The following is a 17,165-nucleotide window of genomic DNA, read 5'->3' on the forward strand; positions in this document are numbered from 1 at the left end:
AGGCCCCCGTTGGAGCACCACCGCAGCCCCCAGCAGATCCCGGTAGTCGTGCTCGCCGGATTCCTGGGCTCCGGGAAGACCACGCTCCTCAATCACCTGCTGCACCGCAGCGGAGGCAGCCGGATCGGGGCGATCGTCAACGACTTCGGGGCCATCGAGATCGACGCGATGGCCGTGGCCGGCGCCCTCGGCGACTCCACCGTCTCGCTCGGCAACGGCTGCCTGTGCTGCGCCGTCGACGCGAGTGAACTGGACCTCTACCTGGAGCGGCTCGCCGACCCCGCCACCGGTGCCGACGTCATCGTCATCGAGGCGAGCGGTCTCGCCGAGCCCCAGGAACTCGTCCGGATGCTGCTCGCCAGCGAGCACCCCGGCATCGTCTACGGCGGACTCGTCGAGGTCGTCGACGCCGCCGAGTTCGACGACACGCGCGCCAAGCACCCCGAGATCGACCGGCACCTCGCCCTCGCCGACCTGGTCGTGGTCAACAAGCTCGACCGGGCCGAGCGGGGCGGCGAGCGTGTCCTGGGGCTCGTGTGGTCGCTCAGCGACCACGGGGCCGCCGTCGTCCCGGCCACCTACGGCCGTATCGACCCCGAGTTCCTCTTCGACTGCCGGCCAGGCGAGGAGCGCATCGGGCAGTTGTCCTTCGACGATCTGCACGAGCATCGAGAAGGCGACGAGCACGCGGGACACCTGCACACCCGGTACGACAGCCTGTCCTTCGTCTCCGATCGGCCCCTCGATCCCCGTCGGCTCATGGCCTTCCTGGACAGCCGGCCCGAGGGGCTCTACCGGATCAAGGGGTACGTCGGCTTCGGGCCGTACGACACCCGGAACCGGTACGCCGTGCATGCCGTCGGGCGGTTTCTGCGGTTCTACCCGGAGCCCTGGGGGCCGGACGAGGAGCGGCTGACGCAGCTCGTGCTGATCGGCTCCGGCATCGACGTGCCCGCCCTGCGCAAGGAACTGGACGCGTGCACGAGCGACGCCCCGCACGCCGACGAGCACGGCATGTGGGGCGTCCTGCGCTATGTACGGGGCCTCGAGGAAGGCCCTGAGGAAGGTGGCTACGGGGCCTAGACCGGGCCCGCCACCACCGACACCGTCTTCGGCAGCGAGACTCCCGAGCCGTCCCGGCGCGGGTCGGCCTCCGGAAGGTCCGCCGGCGTGCCGTTCTTCTGGGCCGCCTTGGCCGGCACCGGCCCCGCCCAGGCGAAGGCCAGGCAGTCCTCGCCCTTCAGGAACCGCTGGCAGCGCACCCCGCCGGTCGCCCGGCCCTTGCGCGGGTACTGGTCGAACGGGGTCAGCTTGGCCGTCGTCTGCACCGAGTCGTCGAGCGTGCCGCGCGAACCGGCCACCGTGAAGACCACCGCGTCGGCCGCCGGGTCCACCGCGGTGAAGGAGATGACCTTCGCGCCCTCCACGAGCTTGATGCCCGCCATACCGCCCGCCGGACGGCCCTGCGGGCGCACCTGGGAGGCCTGGTAGCGCAGCAGCTGCGCGTCGTCCGTGATGAACACCAGGTCCTCCTCGCCGGTGCGCAGCTCCATCGCGCCGACGATCCGGTCGCCCTCCTTGAGGGTGATGACCTCCAACTCGTCCTTGTTGGACGGGTAGTCGGGGACCACGCGCTTGACCACGCCCTGCTCGGTGCCGAGGGCGAGACCCGGTGAGGACTCGTCCAGCGTGGTCAGGCAGACCACCGACTCGCCGTCCTCCAGGGAGAGGAACTCGGACAGGGGTGCGCCGCCCGCGAGGGTCGGGGCGGTCGCCGTCTCCGGGAGCTGCGGGAGGTCGACCACGTTGACCCGGAGCAGGCGGCCGGACGAGGTCACCGCGCCGACCTCGCCGCGGGCGGTCGCCGGGACCGCCGAGACGATCACGTCGTGCTTGGCCCGCTTGCCGTCGGCGTCCTCAGGGAACGGCTCGCCGTTCGTCGTGCGCGCCAGCAGGCCCGTCGAGGAGAGCAGCACCCGGCACGGGTCGTCGGCCACCTGGAGCGGCACCAAGGCCGCCGGGGCACCCGAGGCCTCCAGCAGGACCGTGCGCCGCTCGGTGCCGAACTTCTTCGCCACCGCGGCCAGTTCGGTCGAGACCAGCTTGCGCAGCTCCGCGTCCGACTCCAGGATCCGGGTCAGCTCGGCGATCTCCGTGGTGAGCTTGTCCTTCTCCGCGTCCAGCTCGATGCGGTCGTACCTGGTCAGCCGGCGGAGCGGCGTGTCCAGGATGTACTGGGTCTGGATCTCCGACAGCGAGAAGCGCTCCATCAGGCGCTCCTTGGCCTGCGCGCTGTTGTCGCTGGAGCGGATCAGCCGGATGACCTCGTCGATGTCGACCAGGGCCGTGAGCAGACCCTCGACCAGGTGGAGGCGGTCGCGGCGCTTGGTGCGGCGGAACTCGCTGCGGCGGCGGACCACGTTGAAGCGGTGGTCGAGGTAGACCTCGAGCAGTTCCTTCAGGCCCAGGGTGAGCGGCTGGCCGTCCACCAGGGCGACGTTGTTGATGCCGAAGGACTCCTCCATCGGCGTCAGCTTGTAGAGCTGCTCCAGGACCGCCTCCGGCACGAAGCCGTTCTTGATCTCGACGACCAGACGCAGCCCGTGCTCGCGGTCGGTGAGGTCCTTGACGTCGGCGATGCCCTGCAGCTTCTTGGAGTTGACCAGGTCCTTGATCTTGGCGATGACCTTCTCGGGGCCGACCGTGAAGGGCAGTTCGGTGATGACCAGGCCCTTGCGGCGGGCCGTGACCGTCTCCACCGCCACCGTGGCCCGGATCTTGAAGGTGCCGCGGCCTGTCTCGTAGGCGTCCCGGACACCCTCCAGGCCGACGATCCGGCCGCCGGTCGGCAGATCGGGGCCCGGGACGTGCTTCATCAGCGTGTCCAGGTCCGCGTTCGGATACCGGATCAGATGGCGGGCGGCCGAGATCACCTCGCCGAGGTTGTGCGGCGGCATGTTCGTCGCCATGCCGACCGCGATCCCCGACGAGCCGTTGACCAGCAGGTTCGGGAAGGCGGCGGGCAGTGCCACCGGCTCCTGCTCCTGGCCGTCGTAGTTGGGCGCGAAGTCGACCGTGTCCTCGTCGATCGACTCGGTCATCAGGCTGGTCGCCTCGGCCATCCGGCACTCGGTGTACCGCATGGCGGCCGGCGGGTCGTCGTTGCCCAGCGAGCCGAAGTTGCCGTGGCCGTCGACCAGCGGGACGCGCATCGAGAACGGCTGGGCCATGCGCACCAGCGCGTCGTAGATCGACGCGTCGCCGTGCGGGTGCAGCTTGCCCATGACCTCGCCGACCACGCGCGCGCACTTCACATAGGCGCGGTCGGGGCGCACACCCATCTCGTTCATCTGGTAGACGATGCGGCGGTGCACCGGCTTCAGGCCGTCGCGGGCGTCCGGCAGGGCGCGCGAGTAGATGACCGAGTACGCGTACTCGAGGTAGGAGCCGCGCATCTCGTCCACGACGTCGATGTCGAGGATCCTCTCCTCGTACGAGTCGTCGGGCGGCGGGGTCTTCGTGCTGCGGCGGGCCATCGCTGCCGGCTCCTTGCTCATGCGTGAACGGGATCTGACGCTGACCATTGTGGACCGCGGCACCGACAACCCGGGCCAGGCCCCGGTCTCCGCGGCCCGCCCCGGTGCCTCGGAGGCGTTCGGGAGCGGGTCGGACGCAGGCTACGCGATCCGCTGTGGGCGTACGCGGTGCGGGAACTTCGCCGGGTCCCGGCACGCTTGCATACAGTGGCAGGACCGGCAGGAAAACCGCGGTTCGAGACCGCTTCCGCGAGTGAGTGACGCGAGTGAAGGGACGTACATGCCCATGGGTCACACGACCACGGCCGAGACAGGCTCCGGAGGCCTGACAGCGACCGAGCACCGCTTGGCCAACGGTCTGCGCGTGGTGCTCTCCGAGGACCACCTGACCCCGGTCGCGGCGGTCTGCCTCTGGTACGACGTCGGCTCCCGGCACGAAGTCAAGGGACGTACCGGCCTGGCTCACCTTTTCGAGCACTTGATGTTCCAGGGCTCCGCCCAGGTGAAGGGCAACGGACACTTCGAGTTCGTCCAGGGCGCCGGCGGCTCGCTCAACGGCACCACCAGCTTCGAGCGAACCAACTACTTCGAGACCATGCCCGCCCACCAGCTGGAGCTCGCCCTCTGGCTGGAGGCCGACCGCATGGGCTCCCTGCTCGCCGCCCTGGACGACGAGTCCATGGAGAACCAGCGGGACGTCGTCAAGAACGAGCGCCGCCAGCGCTACGACAACGTCCCCTACGGCACCGCCTTCGAGAAGCTGACCGCGCTCGCCTACCCGGAGGGCCACCCCTACCACCACACGCCGATCGGCTCGATGGCTGACCTGGACGCGGCCACCCTGGAGGACGCGCGGGCGTTCTTCCGCACCTACTACGCGCCCAACAACGCGGTGCTCTCGGTGGTCGGCGACATCGACCCCCAGCAGACCCTTGCCTGGATCGAGAAGTACTTCGGCTCCATCCAGGCGCACGACGGCAAGCCCGCCCCGCGCGACGGTTCGCTGCCCGACATCATGGGCGAGCAGCTGCGCGAGGTCGTCGTGGAGGAGGTGCCCGCGCGCGCGTTGATGGCCGCCTACCGGCTTCCGGAGGACGGCACGCGCGTGTCCGACGCGGCCGACCTGGCCCTCACCGTCCTCGGCGGCGGCGAGTCCTCCCGCCTCTACAACCGCCTCGTACGGCGCGACCGTACGGCCGTCGCCGCCGGCTTCGGCCTGCTGCGGCTCGCCGGCGCACCCTCCCTGGGCTGGCTGGACGTGAAGACCTCCGGTGACGTCGAGGTGCCGGTCATCGAGGCCGCCATCGACGAGGAGCTCGCCCGGTTCGCCGAGGAGGGCCCCACGCCCGAGGAGATGGAGCGCGCCCAGGCCCAGTTGGAGCGCGAGTGGCTGGACCGGCTGGGCACCGTCGCCGGCCGCGCGGACGAACTGTGCCGGTTCGCCGTCCTGTTCGGTGACCCGCAGCTCGCCCTGACCGCCGTCCAGCGCGTCCTCGCGGTGACCCCGCAGGAGGTCCAGGAGGTCGCCAAGGCCCGGCTGCGGCCCGACAACCGCGCGGTGCTCGTCTACGAGCCCAAGTCCCCGGAGGCGGTCGAGGACGCCGACGTACCCGAGGACCCCGAGGCCGAGGCCACGGTCGAGGCCGCAACCGCCGAGCACGACGACGAGGAGACGGCCAAGTGACCGAGCTCGCCACCATGGAATTCCACCCCCGGCCCCAAGCGGGCGACGCCCGGCCCTGGGCCTTCCCGGCACCCGAGCGCGGCACCCTGGACAACGGCCTGACCGTGCTGCGCTGCCACCGCCCCGGCCAACAGGTCGTCGCCGTCGAGGTGCTCCTGGACGCGCCCCTGGACGCTGAGCCGGCCGGCCTGGACGGCGTCGCCACGATCATGGCGCGCGCCTTCTCCGAGGGCACCGACAAGCACTCCGCCGAGGAGTACGCCGCCGAGCTGGAGCGGGCCGGCGCCACCCTCGACGCACACGCCGACCACCCCGGCGTCCGGCTCAGCCTGGAGGTCCCCGCCTCCCGCCTGAGCAAGGGAGTCGGGCTGCTCTCCGACGCGCTCAGGGCACCCGCCTTCGCCGACAGCGAGGTCGAGCGGCTGGTCCGCAACCGCCTCGACGAGATCCCGCACGAGCTGGCCAACCCCAGCCGCCGGGCCGCCAAGCAGCTCTACAAGGAACTGTTCCCCTCGACCACGCGGATGTCCCGTCCGCGCCAGGGCACCGAGGACACCGTAGAGAAGATCGACGCGGCCGCCGTACGCGCGTTCTACGACCGGCATGTGCGGCCCGCCACTGCCACCGCGGTCGTCGTCGGCGACCTGACCGGCATCGACCTGGACGAGCTGCTCGGCGACACCCTGGGTGCCTGGCGCGGCTCCACCGCCCAGCCCCGGCCCGTGCCCCCGGTCTCCGCCGACGACACCGGCCGTGTCGTCATCGTGGACCGCCCCGGAGCGGTCCAGACGCAACTGCTCATCGGCCGCGTCGGTGCGGACCGGCATGACCGCGTCTGGCCCGCCCAGGTACTTGGCACCTACTGCCTGGGCGGCACCCTCACCTCGCGCCTGGACCGCGTCCTGCGCGAGGAGAAGGGCTACACCTACGGCGTCCGTGCCTTCGGGCAGGTCCTGCGGTCCGCCCCCGACGGCAGCGGCGCCGCGATGCTCGCCATCAGCGGCTCCGTGGACACCCCGAACACCGGCCCGGCGCTCGACGACCTGTGGACGGTGCTGCGCACCCTCGCCTCCGGGGGACTCACGGACGCCGAGCGCGACGTCGCCGTGCAGAACCTCGTCGGCGTGGCACCGCTCAAGTACGAGACGGCGGCGGCCGTCGCCGGCACCCTGGCCGACCAGGTCGAGCAGCATCTGCCCGACGACTTCCAGGCCACGCTCTACCGGCAACTGGCCGCCACCGGCACCGTGGAGGCCACCGCGGCGGTCGTGAACGCCTTCCCGGTCGACCACCTGGTGACCGTCCTCGTCGGCGACGCGGCGCAGATCAAGGAGCCCGTCGAGGCCCTCGGCATCGGCGAAGTGACGGTCGTCGCCGCGGAGTAGGCGGAGCAAGCCGAGCGAAGCGAGCGGCGAAGCAACCAGCGCGTCCGGACGAGCGGCACGCGCGCGTGAAGCGGCCCTGGTGACTGGTGCGTCACCAGGGCCGCCGAATGTCCGAATTAGGGCGGAGGTTGCCTGTCTGCCCTGTGGGATGCGCGACAAAAGACGTGATCCGTTTGAGCATTGCGAGGACGTCCTCGTAGGTTCTTCCGGGCTGTTCGTCAGGCAGTGCGCCGCGCCCGCGGCACCGGACAGCCATCGCCGAGTCCCCGTACGGCGCGAGCCAGGGGAGCCGGGGACCCACGCAGTCCCTGGGGTGAATCGGGCGCCCGCGCGAGCCGCGAGGGGGCCCGTAGGAGACCTTCCTGCTCCGAACCCGTCAGCTAACCCGGTAGGCGAGAGGGAAGGAAAGGACCAGCCTCTACATGGCGTTCATGTGCGCCTCCGGGAAGCACCGTCGTCCCGGCCGGGTGAAGCGCACCACCGCGCAGGCCGCCGGCATCGCGGCCCTCACCACCACGGGTGTCATCGGCACCGTCTCGGCCGCCCCGGCGCTCGCCGCCGAGAACTCCGTCGAGCAGACCGGCCTCACCCCGGTCATCACCGTCAGCGACTCGGTCGCCGACCAGATCGACGCCCAGGCCGCCGCGCAGCAGGCCGCCGCCGAGCGCAAGGCGGCCGAGGAGGCCGCGCGCAAGAAGGCCGTGGAGAAGGCCAAGAAGGAGCGCGAGGCCGAGGTACGCGCCGCGCGGGAGGCGGAGCGCAAGCGCCTCAACGCCTTCGTCGCGCCGATCTCCGACTCGTACGTCTCCACCGGCTACAAGACCGGCGGCTCCCTGTGGTCCTCCGGCGCCCACACCGGCATCGACTTCCACGCCGCCACCGGCACGGTGGTGCACGCCGTCGGCACCGGTACGGTCGTCTCCACCGGCTGGGGCGGGTCCTACGGCAACCAGATCGTCATCAAGATGGCCGACGGCATGTACACCCAGTACGGCCACCTGTCGTCGATCGGCGTCTCGGTGGGCCAGAAGGTCACCCCGGGCCAGCAGATCGGCCTCTCCGGCGCGACCGGCAACGTGACCGGCCCCCACCTCCACTTCGAGGCCCGCACGACCCCGGAGTACGGCTCGGACGTCGACCCGGTCGCCTACCTCCGCAAGCACGGCGTGAACGTCTGACCGACCACGGCGCGCACGCTCGGCGCGCGAATACCGCGCGCACGCCCCGCGCGGGTTACGGCGCGCACGCCCCGCGCAGCCCTCGCGGGGGCGCGGGGGCGCGGGGCGCGGGGCGCGGGGCGCGGGGCGCGGGGCGCGCGAGCATGTCACCACGGCGTGTGCGTTCTCCGAGCACCCTGCGTGCACCGCTCCCGCGCGACCCCGGCGTGCACCTCTCGCGCGAGCCCCCTGGCGTGTGCGCCTCCGCCCCGAGCGCCGCATGAAGGTTTCCGCGCGGGCGCACCACATATCTCCGACCGCGCGCCCCCGACGATGAACACGTGACGCCACAGGGCGGCAGTCCCGAAGCCCCGGCCCCCCGAGCCGGGGCTTTCGTCGTTTTCGTGACCCCGGTGTCCAAAAAATATGCATGGATTCAGGGCCGCCGTCGGAAATTCCCGCCCATTGCAATAGAGTCACGGAACGGACGCCACTCGGCGGCGTTTCACGGGGATTAAGGCGGAGGTCGGACATGCGTATTCCGGCGCACTCGGTATGCACAGCGATCCGGGACGACATCGTCGCGGGTGTCTACGAGCGCGGCAGCCGGCTCACCGAGGAACTCCTGGCCCGTCGCTACGGCGTCTCGCGCGTCCCCGTCCGCGAGGCCCTGCGCACCCTGGAGGCCGAGGGCTTCGTGGTGACGCGCCGGCACGCGGGCGCGTGCGTCGCGGAACCGACCGAGCAGGAGGCCGCCGACCTGCTGGAGATGCGCCTGCTCCTGGAGCCGCTCGGCGCCTCCCGGGCCGCCCAGCGCCGTACCGAGGCCCACCTCAAGGTGCTGCGCGGACTCGTCAGGCTGGGCCAGGAACGGGCCCGCAGGGGCGGCAGCGAGGACCTGCGCTCCCTGGGCGGCTGGTTCCACGAGACGCTCGCCCAGGCCACCGGCAGCCACGCCCTGACCTCGACACTCACCCAGCTGCGGCACAAGATCGCCTGGATGTACGCCGTCGACGCGCCCGCCAACCCCGTGGAGTCCTGGGCCGAGCACGGCGCCATCGTGGACGCCGTGACACGCGGCGACAGCGAACGCGCGCGGGCGATCACCGCGCTGCACACCGAGCGGTCCACGGTCTCCCACCGGCTGCGCTTTTCCGGCGGCGCCGACCGGGCGAACGGTGTGAGGACTTCGCAACACCCCGTAAACATGACGGGCCTGCGGCATTAACACAGGCGCCGTATACAAAGACGTGTTATTCGGTGGAGCGGTATTTACGTTGCCCGTTGTCGGTCTCCGCCGCCCTTATTTCGCGCGCGCCCGGAATTTCCGGCGGCGCGTCATCGGTGTGCCCGATGGGGAATTAACTGTGCCCGGCGCAAAGTACCGCCCCGTATAAAGGGCGGCCCTTCATGAAGACCGGCGCCGAGCGAGGTCACGGCCCCGGCAGGAACGGCGGAGGCCGGCTGCGGGAACGGCGGAGGCCGCGCCACCCCTGTGGGGGCGGCGCGGCCTCCGCCGTGCGGGCGCTGCGGCGCTCAGACGGTCTCGGGGAGCTCCTCGAGACCCTCGGCGACCAGCTTGGCCAGGCGGTCGAGGGCGGCGTCCGCGCCCTCGGCGTCGGAGGCGAGGACGATCTCCTCGCCGCCCTGGGCGCCCAGGCCCAGGACAGCCAGCATGGAGGCCGCGTTGACGGGGTTGCCCCCGGCCTTGGCGATCGTCACCGGGACGCCTGTGGCCGTGGCGGCTCGGACGAAGATGGAAGCGGGGCGGGCGTGGAGACCCTCGGCCCAGCCGACGTTGACGCGGCGCTCAGCCATGTGATGCTGCCCTTCGGTGTTCAGGGTTGTCTAGACCAGTTTCCCATATCGTGAAGCATGCCCGGAGCGGACGTGAGCCCTTCCGGGTGTGTCGTCGGACCGCGGCCTCGGCCCGACTTGCGTCCTCCACAGACTGCCTCGCGCCACTGTCGGACGCGAGCCGTACTCTGGGGCCCATGCAGACCCCGGCGGACCGGCAGGACCGGCACGAGTACCCCGCCCACTGGGAGGCGGACGTGGTGCTGCGCGACGGTGGTACCGCGCGCGTCCGGCCCATCACTGTCGACGACGCCGACCGCCTGGTCAGCTTCTACGAGCAGGTCTCGGCCGAGTCGAAGTACTACCGCTTCTTCGCGCCGTACCCCAAGCTCTCCGCCAAGGACGTCCACCGCTTCACGCACCACGACTTTGTGGACAGGGTGGGACTCGCGGCCACCATCGGCGGCGAGTTCATCGCAACCGTACGCTATGACCGCATTGGCGCCGACGGCATGCCCGCCTCTGCGCCCGCCGACGAGGCCGAGGTCGCCTTCCTCGTCCAGGACGCCCACCAGGGCCGGGGCGTCGCCTCCGCCCTCCTGGAGCACATCGCGGCCGTCGCGCGGGAGCGCGGTATCCGCCGGTTCGCCGCCGAGGTGCTGCCGGCCAACAGCAAGATGATCAAGGTGTTCACGGACGCCGGCTACACCCAGCAGCGCAGCTTCGAGGACGGCGTGGTCCGGCTGGAGTTCGACCTGGAGCCCACGGACCGCTCGGTCGCCGTCCAGCGCGCGCGGGAGCAGCGGGCGGAGGCCCGTTCGGTACGACGGCTCCTGACCCCCGGTTCCGTTGCCGTGATCGGCGTCGGCCGGGCGCCCGGCGGCGTCGGCCGCAGCGTCCTCGGCAACCTCCGGGACGCCGGCTTCACCGGCCGCCTGCACGCCGTGAACCAGGCCTTCCCCGAGGACCTCAAGGAGGTCGACGGTGTACCCGCGCACCGCTCCGTGCGCGACATCGACGGGCCGGTCGACGTCGCCGTGGTCGCCGTACCGGCAGAGCAGGTCCCGGACGCCGTCACCGACTGCGGCGAACACGGCGTCCAGGGGCTCGTCGTCCTGGCCGCCGGCTACGCGGAGAGCGGTCCGGACGGCCGCGAACGCCAGCGCGAACTGGTCCGGCACGCGCGCACGTACGGCATGCGGATCATCGGGCCGAACGCCTTCGGGATCATCAACACCGCCCCGGACGTACGGCTGAACGCCTCCCTCGCGCCCGAGATGCCCCGCCCCGGCCGGATCGGCCTCTTCGCCCAGTCCGGCGCCATCGGGATCGCTCTGCTGTCCCGGCTGCACCGGCGCGGCGGCGGCGTCACCGGGACCACCGGCGTGTCGACCTTCGTGTCGTCCGGCAACCGCGCGGACGTGTCCGGCAACGACGTCCTCCAGTACTGGTACGACGACGCCGAGACCGATGTCGTCCTCATGTATTTGGAGTCCATCGGCAACCCGCGCAAGTTCACCCGCCTCTCGCGGCGCACGGCGGCGGCGAAGCCGCTGGTCGTGGTGCAGAGCGCCGGTTCGGCGCCGCAGGGGCACGCGGTACGGGCCACGCGGCTGCCGCACGCCACGGTGTCCGCGCTGCTCCGGCAGGCCGGGGTGATCCGCGTCGACACGATCACGGAGCTGGTCGACGCGGGACTGCTGCTCGCGCGGCAGCCGCTGCCGGCCGGGCCCCGGGTGGCGATCCTCGGGAACTCCGAGTCGCTGGGTCTGCTGACCTACGACCGGTGCCTGGCGGAGGGGCTCCGGCCGGCGCCGCCGCTGGACCTGACGACCATGGCGACCCCCGCGGACTTCCATCGGGCGCTGTCGGAGGCGCTGGCGGACGAGTCATGCGACGCGGTGGTCGTCACGGCCATTCCGACGATCGGGGAGGGGGCGGTCGCGGACGCGGAGCTGGCGGAGGCGCTGCGGTCGGCTGCCGAGAGCGTTCCCGGGAAGCCGGTGCTGGTGGTGCATGTGGAGCTCGGGGGGCTCGCCGAGGCGCTCTCGGCCGCTGGCCGCACCGCACCGCAGACCGCTGTCATGGCACCCGGCGCCCAGTTGTCCCGGCCGTCGCAACGACAGCCCACCGCGGTGGAGACAGGAGCCCGGACACCCCCCGCCGCCGTCGCCGAGGCCGCCAAGCCCCCCGCCCCCCACCCCTGCTCCCGGCTGATCCCCGCCTACCCCGCCGCCGAGCGGGCCGTCCGGGCCCTCGCCGAAGCCGTGAAGTACGCGCAGTGGCGGCGGGAGGCCGCCGATCCCGGGAAGGTGCCCGAATACGACGACATCGACGAGAAGGGGGCCGCCGAGCTGATCGGCGCCCTGCTGGAGCGCGGGGAGGGGCTCACCCTCGGGACCGAGGAGACCTGCGAGCTCCTCGGCAGGTACGGCGTCGCCGTGCACCGCGCGCCGGCCGCCCCCACCCCCGAGGCCGCCGTCGCGGCCGCCCGAGACCTCGGCTACCCGGTCGCCCTCAAGGCCACCGCCCCGCACCTGCGCCACCGCGCCGACCTGGGCGGAGTACGGCTCGACCTGGCGGACGAGGAGCAACTGCGCCGCGCGTACGGCGAGTTGACCGAGCTTTTCGGGCCGCCGGGGGAACTGCGCCCGGTGGTGCAGCGGATGGCACCCCGGGGCGTGGACACCGTCGTACGGGCCGTGATCGACCCGGCGGCCGGGGCCGTGCTGTCCTTCGGGCTGGCCGGGGCCGCCTCGCAGCTGCTCGGGGACACGGCCCACCGGCTGATCCCGGTGACGGACCGGGACGCGACCTCGCTGGTGCGGTCGATCCGGACCGCACCCCTGCTCTTCGGCTGGCGCGGCTCGGCCCCCGTCGACACGCCCGCCCTGGAGGAGCTGCTGCTGCGCGTCTCCAGACTGGTCGACGACCACCCCGAGGTGGTCGCGGTCACCCTGGAACCGGTCGTGGTCGCCCGGCACGGCGTCAGCGTCCTCGGAGCCACCGTCCGCCTGGCGCCCCCGCCCGCCCGCGACGACCTGGGTCCGCGGACCCTGCCCGCCTACTGACCGCCGCGAACACCCGCCCCCGCGGTGGCTTTCCAAGAGGGTGCGTCGACTGGCCCGGACCCCCCTTGCCCACGGATTAGGATGGACGCCATGGCCAAGACCAGTACGACGACCCAGGGGCTGCGCGTCGCGATCGAGCGCAGCGGCTACTACCCGGCCCTCGTGGCCGAGGCGGTGGAGGCTTCCGTGGGCGGTGAGCCGATCCGGTCGTACCTGGTCCACCAGGAGACGACGTTCGACCAGAACGAGGTGCGGCGGCACGTGACCGTGCTCGTCCTCACCGGCAACCGCTTCATCGTCAGCCACACCGACGAGCAGGCCGCCGACACCACCTCCCCGACGCCGTACGCCACCACCTCGACGGAGTCGGTGAAGCTCGGCCGGATCTCGTCGGTCGTGGTCAGCCGGGTGGTGGCCAACCCGGAGCAGTACACGCCGGGCACCCTGCCCCGCGAGATCGTGCTGACCATCGGCTGGGGCGCCGTATCCCGTATCGACCTGGAGCCCGCCGCCTGCGGCGACCCCAACTGCGAGGCCGACCACGGCTACACGGGCAACTCCACGGCGGACGACCTGAGCCTGCGCGTCAGCGAGGCGGGGGACGGCCCGGAGACGGTGCGCCAGGCGCTCGCCTTCGCCCAGGCCATCTCCGAGGCGACCGCGGACGTCACGCACTGATGGCGTACGCCACCTGGGACCATCCGGAACCGCTGGCCCTCGGCTCCGCGCCGCTGCCCGAGTACGGCAGCGGTTCCCTCGCCGACCTGCTGCCCACCCTGGCCGCCGGGATGGCCGTACCCGGAATGACCGCGTCGATCACGGAACTGACCGCCGCCGACCGCAACTGCGTGTTCCTGGTCGACGGGCTGGGCTGGGAACAGCTCAGGGCCCACCCGGACGAGGCGCCCTTCCTTGCCTCATTGCTCGGCAGTTCTCGCGGCGGCACCGGACGGCCGATCACCGCCTGCTACCCCGCGACCACCGCCACCTCCCTTGCCTCCGTCGGCACCGGCCTGCCGCCCGGTGCGCACGGCCTGCCCGGCTACACCGTCCGGAACCCTGCCACCGGCGAGCTGATGAACCAGCTCCGCTGGCACCCGTGGACCTCCCCGCGCTCTTGGCAGCCGTACCCCACCGTCTTCCAGCTCGCCGCCGACGCCGGGGTGCACGCCGCCCAGGTGTCCTCTCCGGCCTTCGAGCGCACTCCCCTCACCAAGGTCGCGCTCAGCGGCGGAACGTTTCACGGCCGACTCACCGGCGAGGAGCGGATGGACTTCGCGGCGGAGCAACTGGCCGCCGCCGACCGTTCCCTGGTGTACACGTACTACGCCGAACTGGACGGCGCCGGGCACCGCTACGGCGTCGACTCCGACACCTGGCGCGGCCAGCTGATGCACGTCGACCGGCTGGTGCAGCGGCTCGCCGAGCAGCTCCCGCCGCGCACCGCGCTGTACGTCACCGCCGACCACGGCATGCTCGACGTGCCGTTCGACGAGCAGCACCGCATCGACTTCGACGAGGACTGGGAACTGCGGGCCGGCGTCGCCCTGCTCGGCGGCGAGGGCCGCGCCCGGCACGTCTACGCGGTCCCGGGTGCCCAGAACGACGTGCTGACCTGCTGGCGCGAGGTGCTCGGCGAGCAGTTCTGGGTGGCCTCCCGTGACGAGGCGATCGCGGCCGGCTGGTTCGGCCCGCCGGACCGGTTCGACGAGCGGGTGTACGAGCGGATCGGCGATGTCATCGCGGCGGCGCACGACGACGTCCTGATCATCGCCTCCGAGCGGGAGCCCAAGGAGTCGGCGATGGTCGGCAACCACGGTTCGATGACCCCCGTCGAGCAACTCGTCCCGCTGCTCGAAGTACGCTCCTAGCGCCCCTGATCACACCACCCCCGAAAGGTGCTCAACTCCCCATGCCCGAGCTGGTCTTCTTCTCCGGAACGATGGACTGCGGGAAGTCGACCCTGGCTCTGCAGATCGAGCACAACCGGTCGGCCCGCGGCCTCGTCGGCATGATCTTCAGCCGTGACGACCGCGCCGGCTACGGCAAGCTGTCCTCCCGGCTGGGCCTGGTCACCGACGCCGTGGAGGTCGAGGACGGCCAGGACCTGTACGCGTACCTGGTCGACCACCTCTCGCAGGGCGGCCGCGCGAACTACGTCATCGCCGACGAGGCGCAGTTCCTGGCGCCGGAGCAGATAGACCAGCTCGCGCGCGTGGTCGACGATCTGGGCCTGGACGTCTACGCGTTCGGCATCACCACCGACTTCCGCTCCAAGCTGTTCCCCGGCTCCCAGCGGCTGGTGGAGCTGGCCGACCGGGTCGAGGTGCTCCAGGTCGAGGCCCTGTGCTGGTGCGGCGCCCGCGCCACCCACAACGCCCGCACGGTGGGCGGCGAGATGGTCGTCGAGGGCGCCCAGGTGGTCGTGGGCGATGTCAACGGGTCGGCCGGGAAGGTCGGTTACGAGGTGCTGTGCCGCCGCCACCACCGGCGCCGGATGACCGCCGCGTCGGCCCATGCGGCGGCCCTCTCCCCGGACGTCCTGCCCGTCACGACCTGACTCAGCGCTGGCTCTCGATCACGGAGAAGACCGCGCCCTCCGGGTCGGCCACGGTGGCGACCCGGCCGTGTGCGCTGTCCCGGGCCGGTTTCAGCACCTGCCCGCCCAGTTCGGCGACCTCGCGCAGGGTCGCGTCCGCGTCGGCCACCTCGAAGTACGTCAGCCAGTGCGGTCCCTGTTCCCGTGGCAGCGAGAGGCCGACCCCGTGGATGCCTGCCACCGGGCGGCCCTCCACGTGCAGGGTCACGTAGTCGAAGTCGGCGGACACCACCGGCTCCGCCGCGTAACCGAACACCGCCTCGTAGAACTTGGCGACGCTCACGGTCTCGAAGGTGAGCAGTTCGTTCCAGGCGGGCGTGCCGGGGACACCGGTGACGGCCGTGCCGAGGTGGGCGGAGGCCTGCCAGATGCCGAACACCGCGCCCGACGGGTCGGAGCCGATGGCCATCCGCCCGGCCTCGGCCGCGTCCAGCGGGCCGACGCCCACCGTGCCGCCGCACAGCCGGGCCGTCTCGGCCGTCAGATCCACGTCCTCCGAGGCGAAGTACGGCGTCCAGGCGATCGGCAACCGGCGGTCCGGCGGCAGCTGCCCGATCCCCGCGACCTCCTGACCGTCCAGCAGCGCCCGGACGTAGGGGCCGAGCTGCTGCGGCCCGGGCTGGAACTCCCAGCCGAACAGGGCCTCGTAGAACTCCTCGGTCGCGGTCAAGCCGTGCACCATCAGACTCACCCAGCAGGGGGTGCCGGGCGCGCGCCGAGCGTGTGTACCGCCGTTCGGGCCGGCCGATCCCCGTACCTCGGTCATCGTCACTCTCTCCTCGGCCCCTCGCGGTGGCCGTGTCGCTTCCGCTCTCCGGACCGGCCGTGCCACAGCCACGGGCACGCCCCGTGCCGATGCTCGCACCCTCCGTGGCGTCCTGCGTCCAGGCCGTGGCGGCGGCCTTCGCCGCGAGGATGCCTGATCTGCCGTTTCTCGCCCGTTTCCGGCCGATTGCCGCCGGGTGTCCATCAGCTGTACAGCATGTGCCCGATCCCGCACGCCCGGTGATCGAGCCTGTCCGGCCGAGCAGAGTAGTCGTACCTGGACGCTGCGGCCACCCCTGGCGTAAGGATGGGGCCATGGAAGCCATCATCACCGCAACCGAACTCGCCGACGACCTGACCGGGCCGAACCCGCCCGTGCTGCTGGACGTGCGCTGGCAGCTGACCATGCTGGGCGGCGCGGCCTTCGACGGCCGGGCCGAGTACGCCGCCGGGCACCTGCCGGGCGCCGTCTACGTGGACCTGGACACGGAGCTGGCCGCCGCGCCCGCAGGTCGCGGCCGCCATCCGCTGCCCGACCTGGCCGTCTTCGCGGCGGCGATGCGCCGTGCGGGGGTGTCGGCGGACCGGCCAGTGGTCGTGTACGACGGCGGAGCCGGCTGGGCGGCGGCGCGCGCGTGGTGGTTGCTGCGCTGGACGGGTCACCCGGATGTGCGGGTTCTGGACGGCGGGTTGCCGTCCTGGGAAGGCGCTCTTTCGACTGACGCGGCCGAGCCGGCCGAGGGTGACTTCGAACCGGCGCCCGGCGCGCTGGAGTTGCTCGACGCGGACGGGGCGGCCGCGCTGGCCCGCGCGGGTGTGCTGCTCGACGCTCGCGCGGGGGAGCGGTACCGGGGCGAGGTGGAGCCGATCGACCGGATCGGCGGCCACATCCCGGGCGCCGTCTCCGCGCCGACCACCGAGAACGTCGGCCCGGACGGCCGTTTCCGGCCCGCCGGGGAGCTGAGTGACCGTTTCAAGGCCCTGGGCGCCTCCGGGGCGGCCCCGGTGGGCGTCTACTGCGGCTCGGGTGTCTCGGCCGCCCACGAGGTGCTGGCGCTGGCCGTGGCGGGCATTCCGGCGGCGCTGTACGTCGGTTCGTGGTCGGAGTGGTCCGCGGACCCGTCCCGTCCGGTCGCGGTCGGCCCCGACCCGCAGTAGGGCAGAGGCAGTA

At 72.2% G+C, this 17,165-nt stretch carries 13 protein-coding genes and 1 riboswitch; of the genes, 10 read left to right on the forward strand and 3 right to left on the reverse strand.

Annotation, left to right across the window (positions count from 1 at the left end):
* The first annotated feature begins 9 nt into the window (after positions 1-9).
* Positions 10-1,083 carry a GTP-binding protein gene (locus AB0D59_RS42625; protein ID WP_362576664.1) on the forward strand — a complete coding sequence of 358 codons (1,074 nt, stop codon included), beginning with the start codon at positions 10-12 and terminating at the stop codon, positions 1,081-1,083.
* Here the strand turns inward: AB0D59_RS42625 and AB0D59_RS42630 are convergent.
* Positions 1,080-3,536 carry a DNA topoisomerase IV subunit A gene (locus tag AB0D59_RS42630; protein WP_362576758.1) on the reverse strand — a complete coding sequence of 819 codons (2,457 nt, stop codon included), beginning with the start codon at positions 3,534-3,536 and terminating at the stop codon, positions 1,080-1,082. The two genes, AB0D59_RS42625 and AB0D59_RS42630, sit on opposite strands and share 4 nt — an antisense overlap.
* Before the next feature lie 280 nt (positions 3,537-3,816).
* Here AB0D59_RS42630 and AB0D59_RS42635 point away from each other — a divergent pair, with 280 nt between their 5' ends.
* The 4 genes from AB0D59_RS42635 (at position 3,817) to AB0D59_RS42650 (ending at position 8,990) form a co-directional block, all read left to right on the forward strand.
* On the forward strand, positions 3,817-5,220 hold the full coding sequence (locus tag AB0D59_RS42635) for a pitrilysin family protein (protein WP_362576665.1): 1,404 nt from the start codon (positions 3,817-3,819) through the stop codon (positions 5,218-5,220).
* Positions 5,217-6,605: a pitrilysin family protein gene (locus tag AB0D59_RS42640; RefSeq protein ID WP_362576666.1), complete on the forward strand. Its 1,389-nt coding sequence runs from the start codon at positions 5,217-5,219 to the stop codon at positions 6,603-6,605. Before AB0D59_RS42635 ends, AB0D59_RS42640 begins: the two co-directional genes overlap by 4 nt.
* A 246-nt stretch (positions 6,606-6,851) precedes the next feature.
* A riboswitch (cyclic di-AMP (ydaO/yuaA leader) is annotated at positions 6,852-7,015 on the forward strand.
* A gap of 12 nt (positions 7,016-7,027) precedes the next feature.
* Complete coding sequence (locus AB0D59_RS42645) at positions 7,028-7,783, forward strand: M23 family metallopeptidase (RefSeq protein WP_362576667.1); 756 nt, start codon at positions 7,028-7,030, stop codon at positions 7,781-7,783.
* A gap of 511 nt (positions 7,784-8,294) precedes the next feature.
* On the forward strand, positions 8,295-8,990 hold the full coding sequence (locus AB0D59_RS42650; RefSeq protein ID WP_362576668.1) for a GntR family transcriptional regulator: 696 nt from the start codon (positions 8,295-8,297) through the stop codon (positions 8,988-8,990).
* 308 nt (positions 8,991-9,298) lie between these two features.
* Here AB0D59_RS42650 and AB0D59_RS42655 read toward each other — a convergent pair whose 3' ends face one another.
* The gene (locus AB0D59_RS42655; protein ID WP_133919479.1) at positions 9,299-9,580 is read right to left on the reverse strand and encodes an HPr family phosphocarrier protein; all 282 of its coding nucleotides are present in this window, start codon (positions 9,578-9,580) and stop codon (positions 9,299-9,301) included.
* Positions 9,581-9,756: 176 nt separating this feature from the next.
* Between AB0D59_RS42655 and AB0D59_RS42660 the strand changes: the two genes are divergently transcribed.
* The 4 genes from AB0D59_RS42660 to AB0D59_RS42675 all read left to right on the forward strand — a co-directional run bounded on the left by AB0D59_RS42660 (position 9,757) and on the right by AB0D59_RS42675 (position 15,190).
* A complete protein-coding gene (locus AB0D59_RS42660; protein WP_362576669.1) occupies positions 9,757-12,630 on the forward strand; it encodes a GNAT family N-acetyltransferase in 2,874 nt (957 codons plus the stop codon).
* Between the two features lie 90 nt (positions 12,631-12,720).
* A complete protein-coding gene (locus AB0D59_RS42665; protein WP_362576670.1) occupies positions 12,721-13,308 on the forward strand; it encodes a DUF5998 family protein in 588 nt (195 codons plus the stop codon).
* Entirely contained in the window at positions 13,308-14,501 is a 1,194-nt protein-coding gene (locus tag AB0D59_RS42670; protein WP_362576671.1) for a nucleotide pyrophosphatase/phosphodiesterase family protein, read from the forward strand. The genes AB0D59_RS42665 and AB0D59_RS42670 overlap by 1 nt, the downstream gene beginning before the upstream one ends.
* A gap of 41 nt (positions 14,502-14,542) precedes the next feature.
* Entirely contained in the window at positions 14,543-15,190 is a 648-nt protein-coding gene (locus AB0D59_RS42675; protein ID WP_362576672.1) for a thymidine kinase, read from the forward strand.
* 1 nt (position 15,191) lies between these two features.
* Here AB0D59_RS42675 and AB0D59_RS42680 read toward each other — a convergent pair whose 3' ends face one another.
* Positions 15,192-15,995, reverse strand: a complete 804-nt coding sequence (locus AB0D59_RS42680) for a VOC family protein (RefSeq protein WP_362576673.1) — start codon at positions 15,993-15,995, stop codon at positions 15,192-15,194.
* A gap of 314 nt (positions 15,996-16,309) precedes the next feature.
* Here AB0D59_RS42680 and AB0D59_RS42685 point away from each other — a divergent pair, with 314 nt between their 5' ends.
* Positions 16,310-17,152: a sulfurtransferase gene (locus tag AB0D59_RS42685; protein WP_362576674.1), complete on the forward strand. Its 843-nt coding sequence runs from the start codon at positions 16,310-16,312 to the stop codon at positions 17,150-17,152.
* Positions 17,153-17,165 lie beyond the last annotated feature (13 nt).

The sequence above is a fragment of the Streptomyces sp. NPDC048417 genome, from assembly GCF_040651615.1.
In the GTDB taxonomy this organism is placed as follows: Bacteria; Actinomycetota; Actinomycetes; order Streptomycetales; family Streptomycetaceae; genus Streptomyces.

Excerpts from the sequence above, each read along its gene's own strand:
- AB0D59_RS42660 (WP_362576669.1), top strand. The coding sequence starts at position 9,757 with ATGCAGACCCCGGCGGACCGGCAGGACCGGCACGAGTACCCCGCCCAC.
- AB0D59_RS42635 (WP_362576665.1), top strand. The coding sequence starts at position 3,817 with ATGCCCATGGGTCACACGACCACGGCCGAGACAGGCTCCGGAGGCCTG.
- AB0D59_RS42655 (WP_133919479.1), bottom strand. The coding sequence starts at position 9,580 with ATGGCTGAGCGCCGCGTCAACGTCGGCTGGGCCGAGGGTCTCCACGCC.
- AB0D59_RS42645 (WP_362576667.1), top strand. The coding sequence starts at position 7,028 with ATGGCGTTCATGTGCGCCTCCGGGAAGCACCGTCGTCCCGGCCGGGTG.
- AB0D59_RS42680 (WP_362576673.1), bottom strand. The coding sequence starts at position 15,995 with ATGACCGAGGTACGGGGATCGGCCGGCCCGAACGGCGGTACACACGCT.
- AB0D59_RS42650 (WP_362576668.1), top strand. The coding sequence starts at position 8,295 with ATGCGTATTCCGGCGCACTCGGTATGCACAGCGATCCGGGACGACATC.
- AB0D59_RS42675 (WP_362576672.1), top strand. The coding sequence starts at position 14,543 with ATGCCCGAGCTGGTCTTCTTCTCCGGAACGATGGACTGCGGGAAGTCG.
- AB0D59_RS42665 (WP_362576670.1), top strand. The coding sequence starts at position 12,721 with ATGGCCAAGACCAGTACGACGACCCAGGGGCTGCGCGTCGCGATCGAG.
- AB0D59_RS42685 (WP_362576674.1), top strand. The coding sequence starts at position 16,310 with ATGGAAGCCATCATCACCGCAACCGAACTCGCCGACGACCTGACCGGG.
- AB0D59_RS42670 (WP_362576671.1), top strand. The coding sequence starts at position 13,308 with ATGGCGTACGCCACCTGGGACCATCCGGAACCGCTGGCCCTCGGCTCC.
- AB0D59_RS42630 (WP_362576758.1), bottom strand. The coding sequence starts at position 3,536 with ATGGCCCGCCGCAGCACGAAGACCCCGCCGCCCGACGACTCGTACGAG.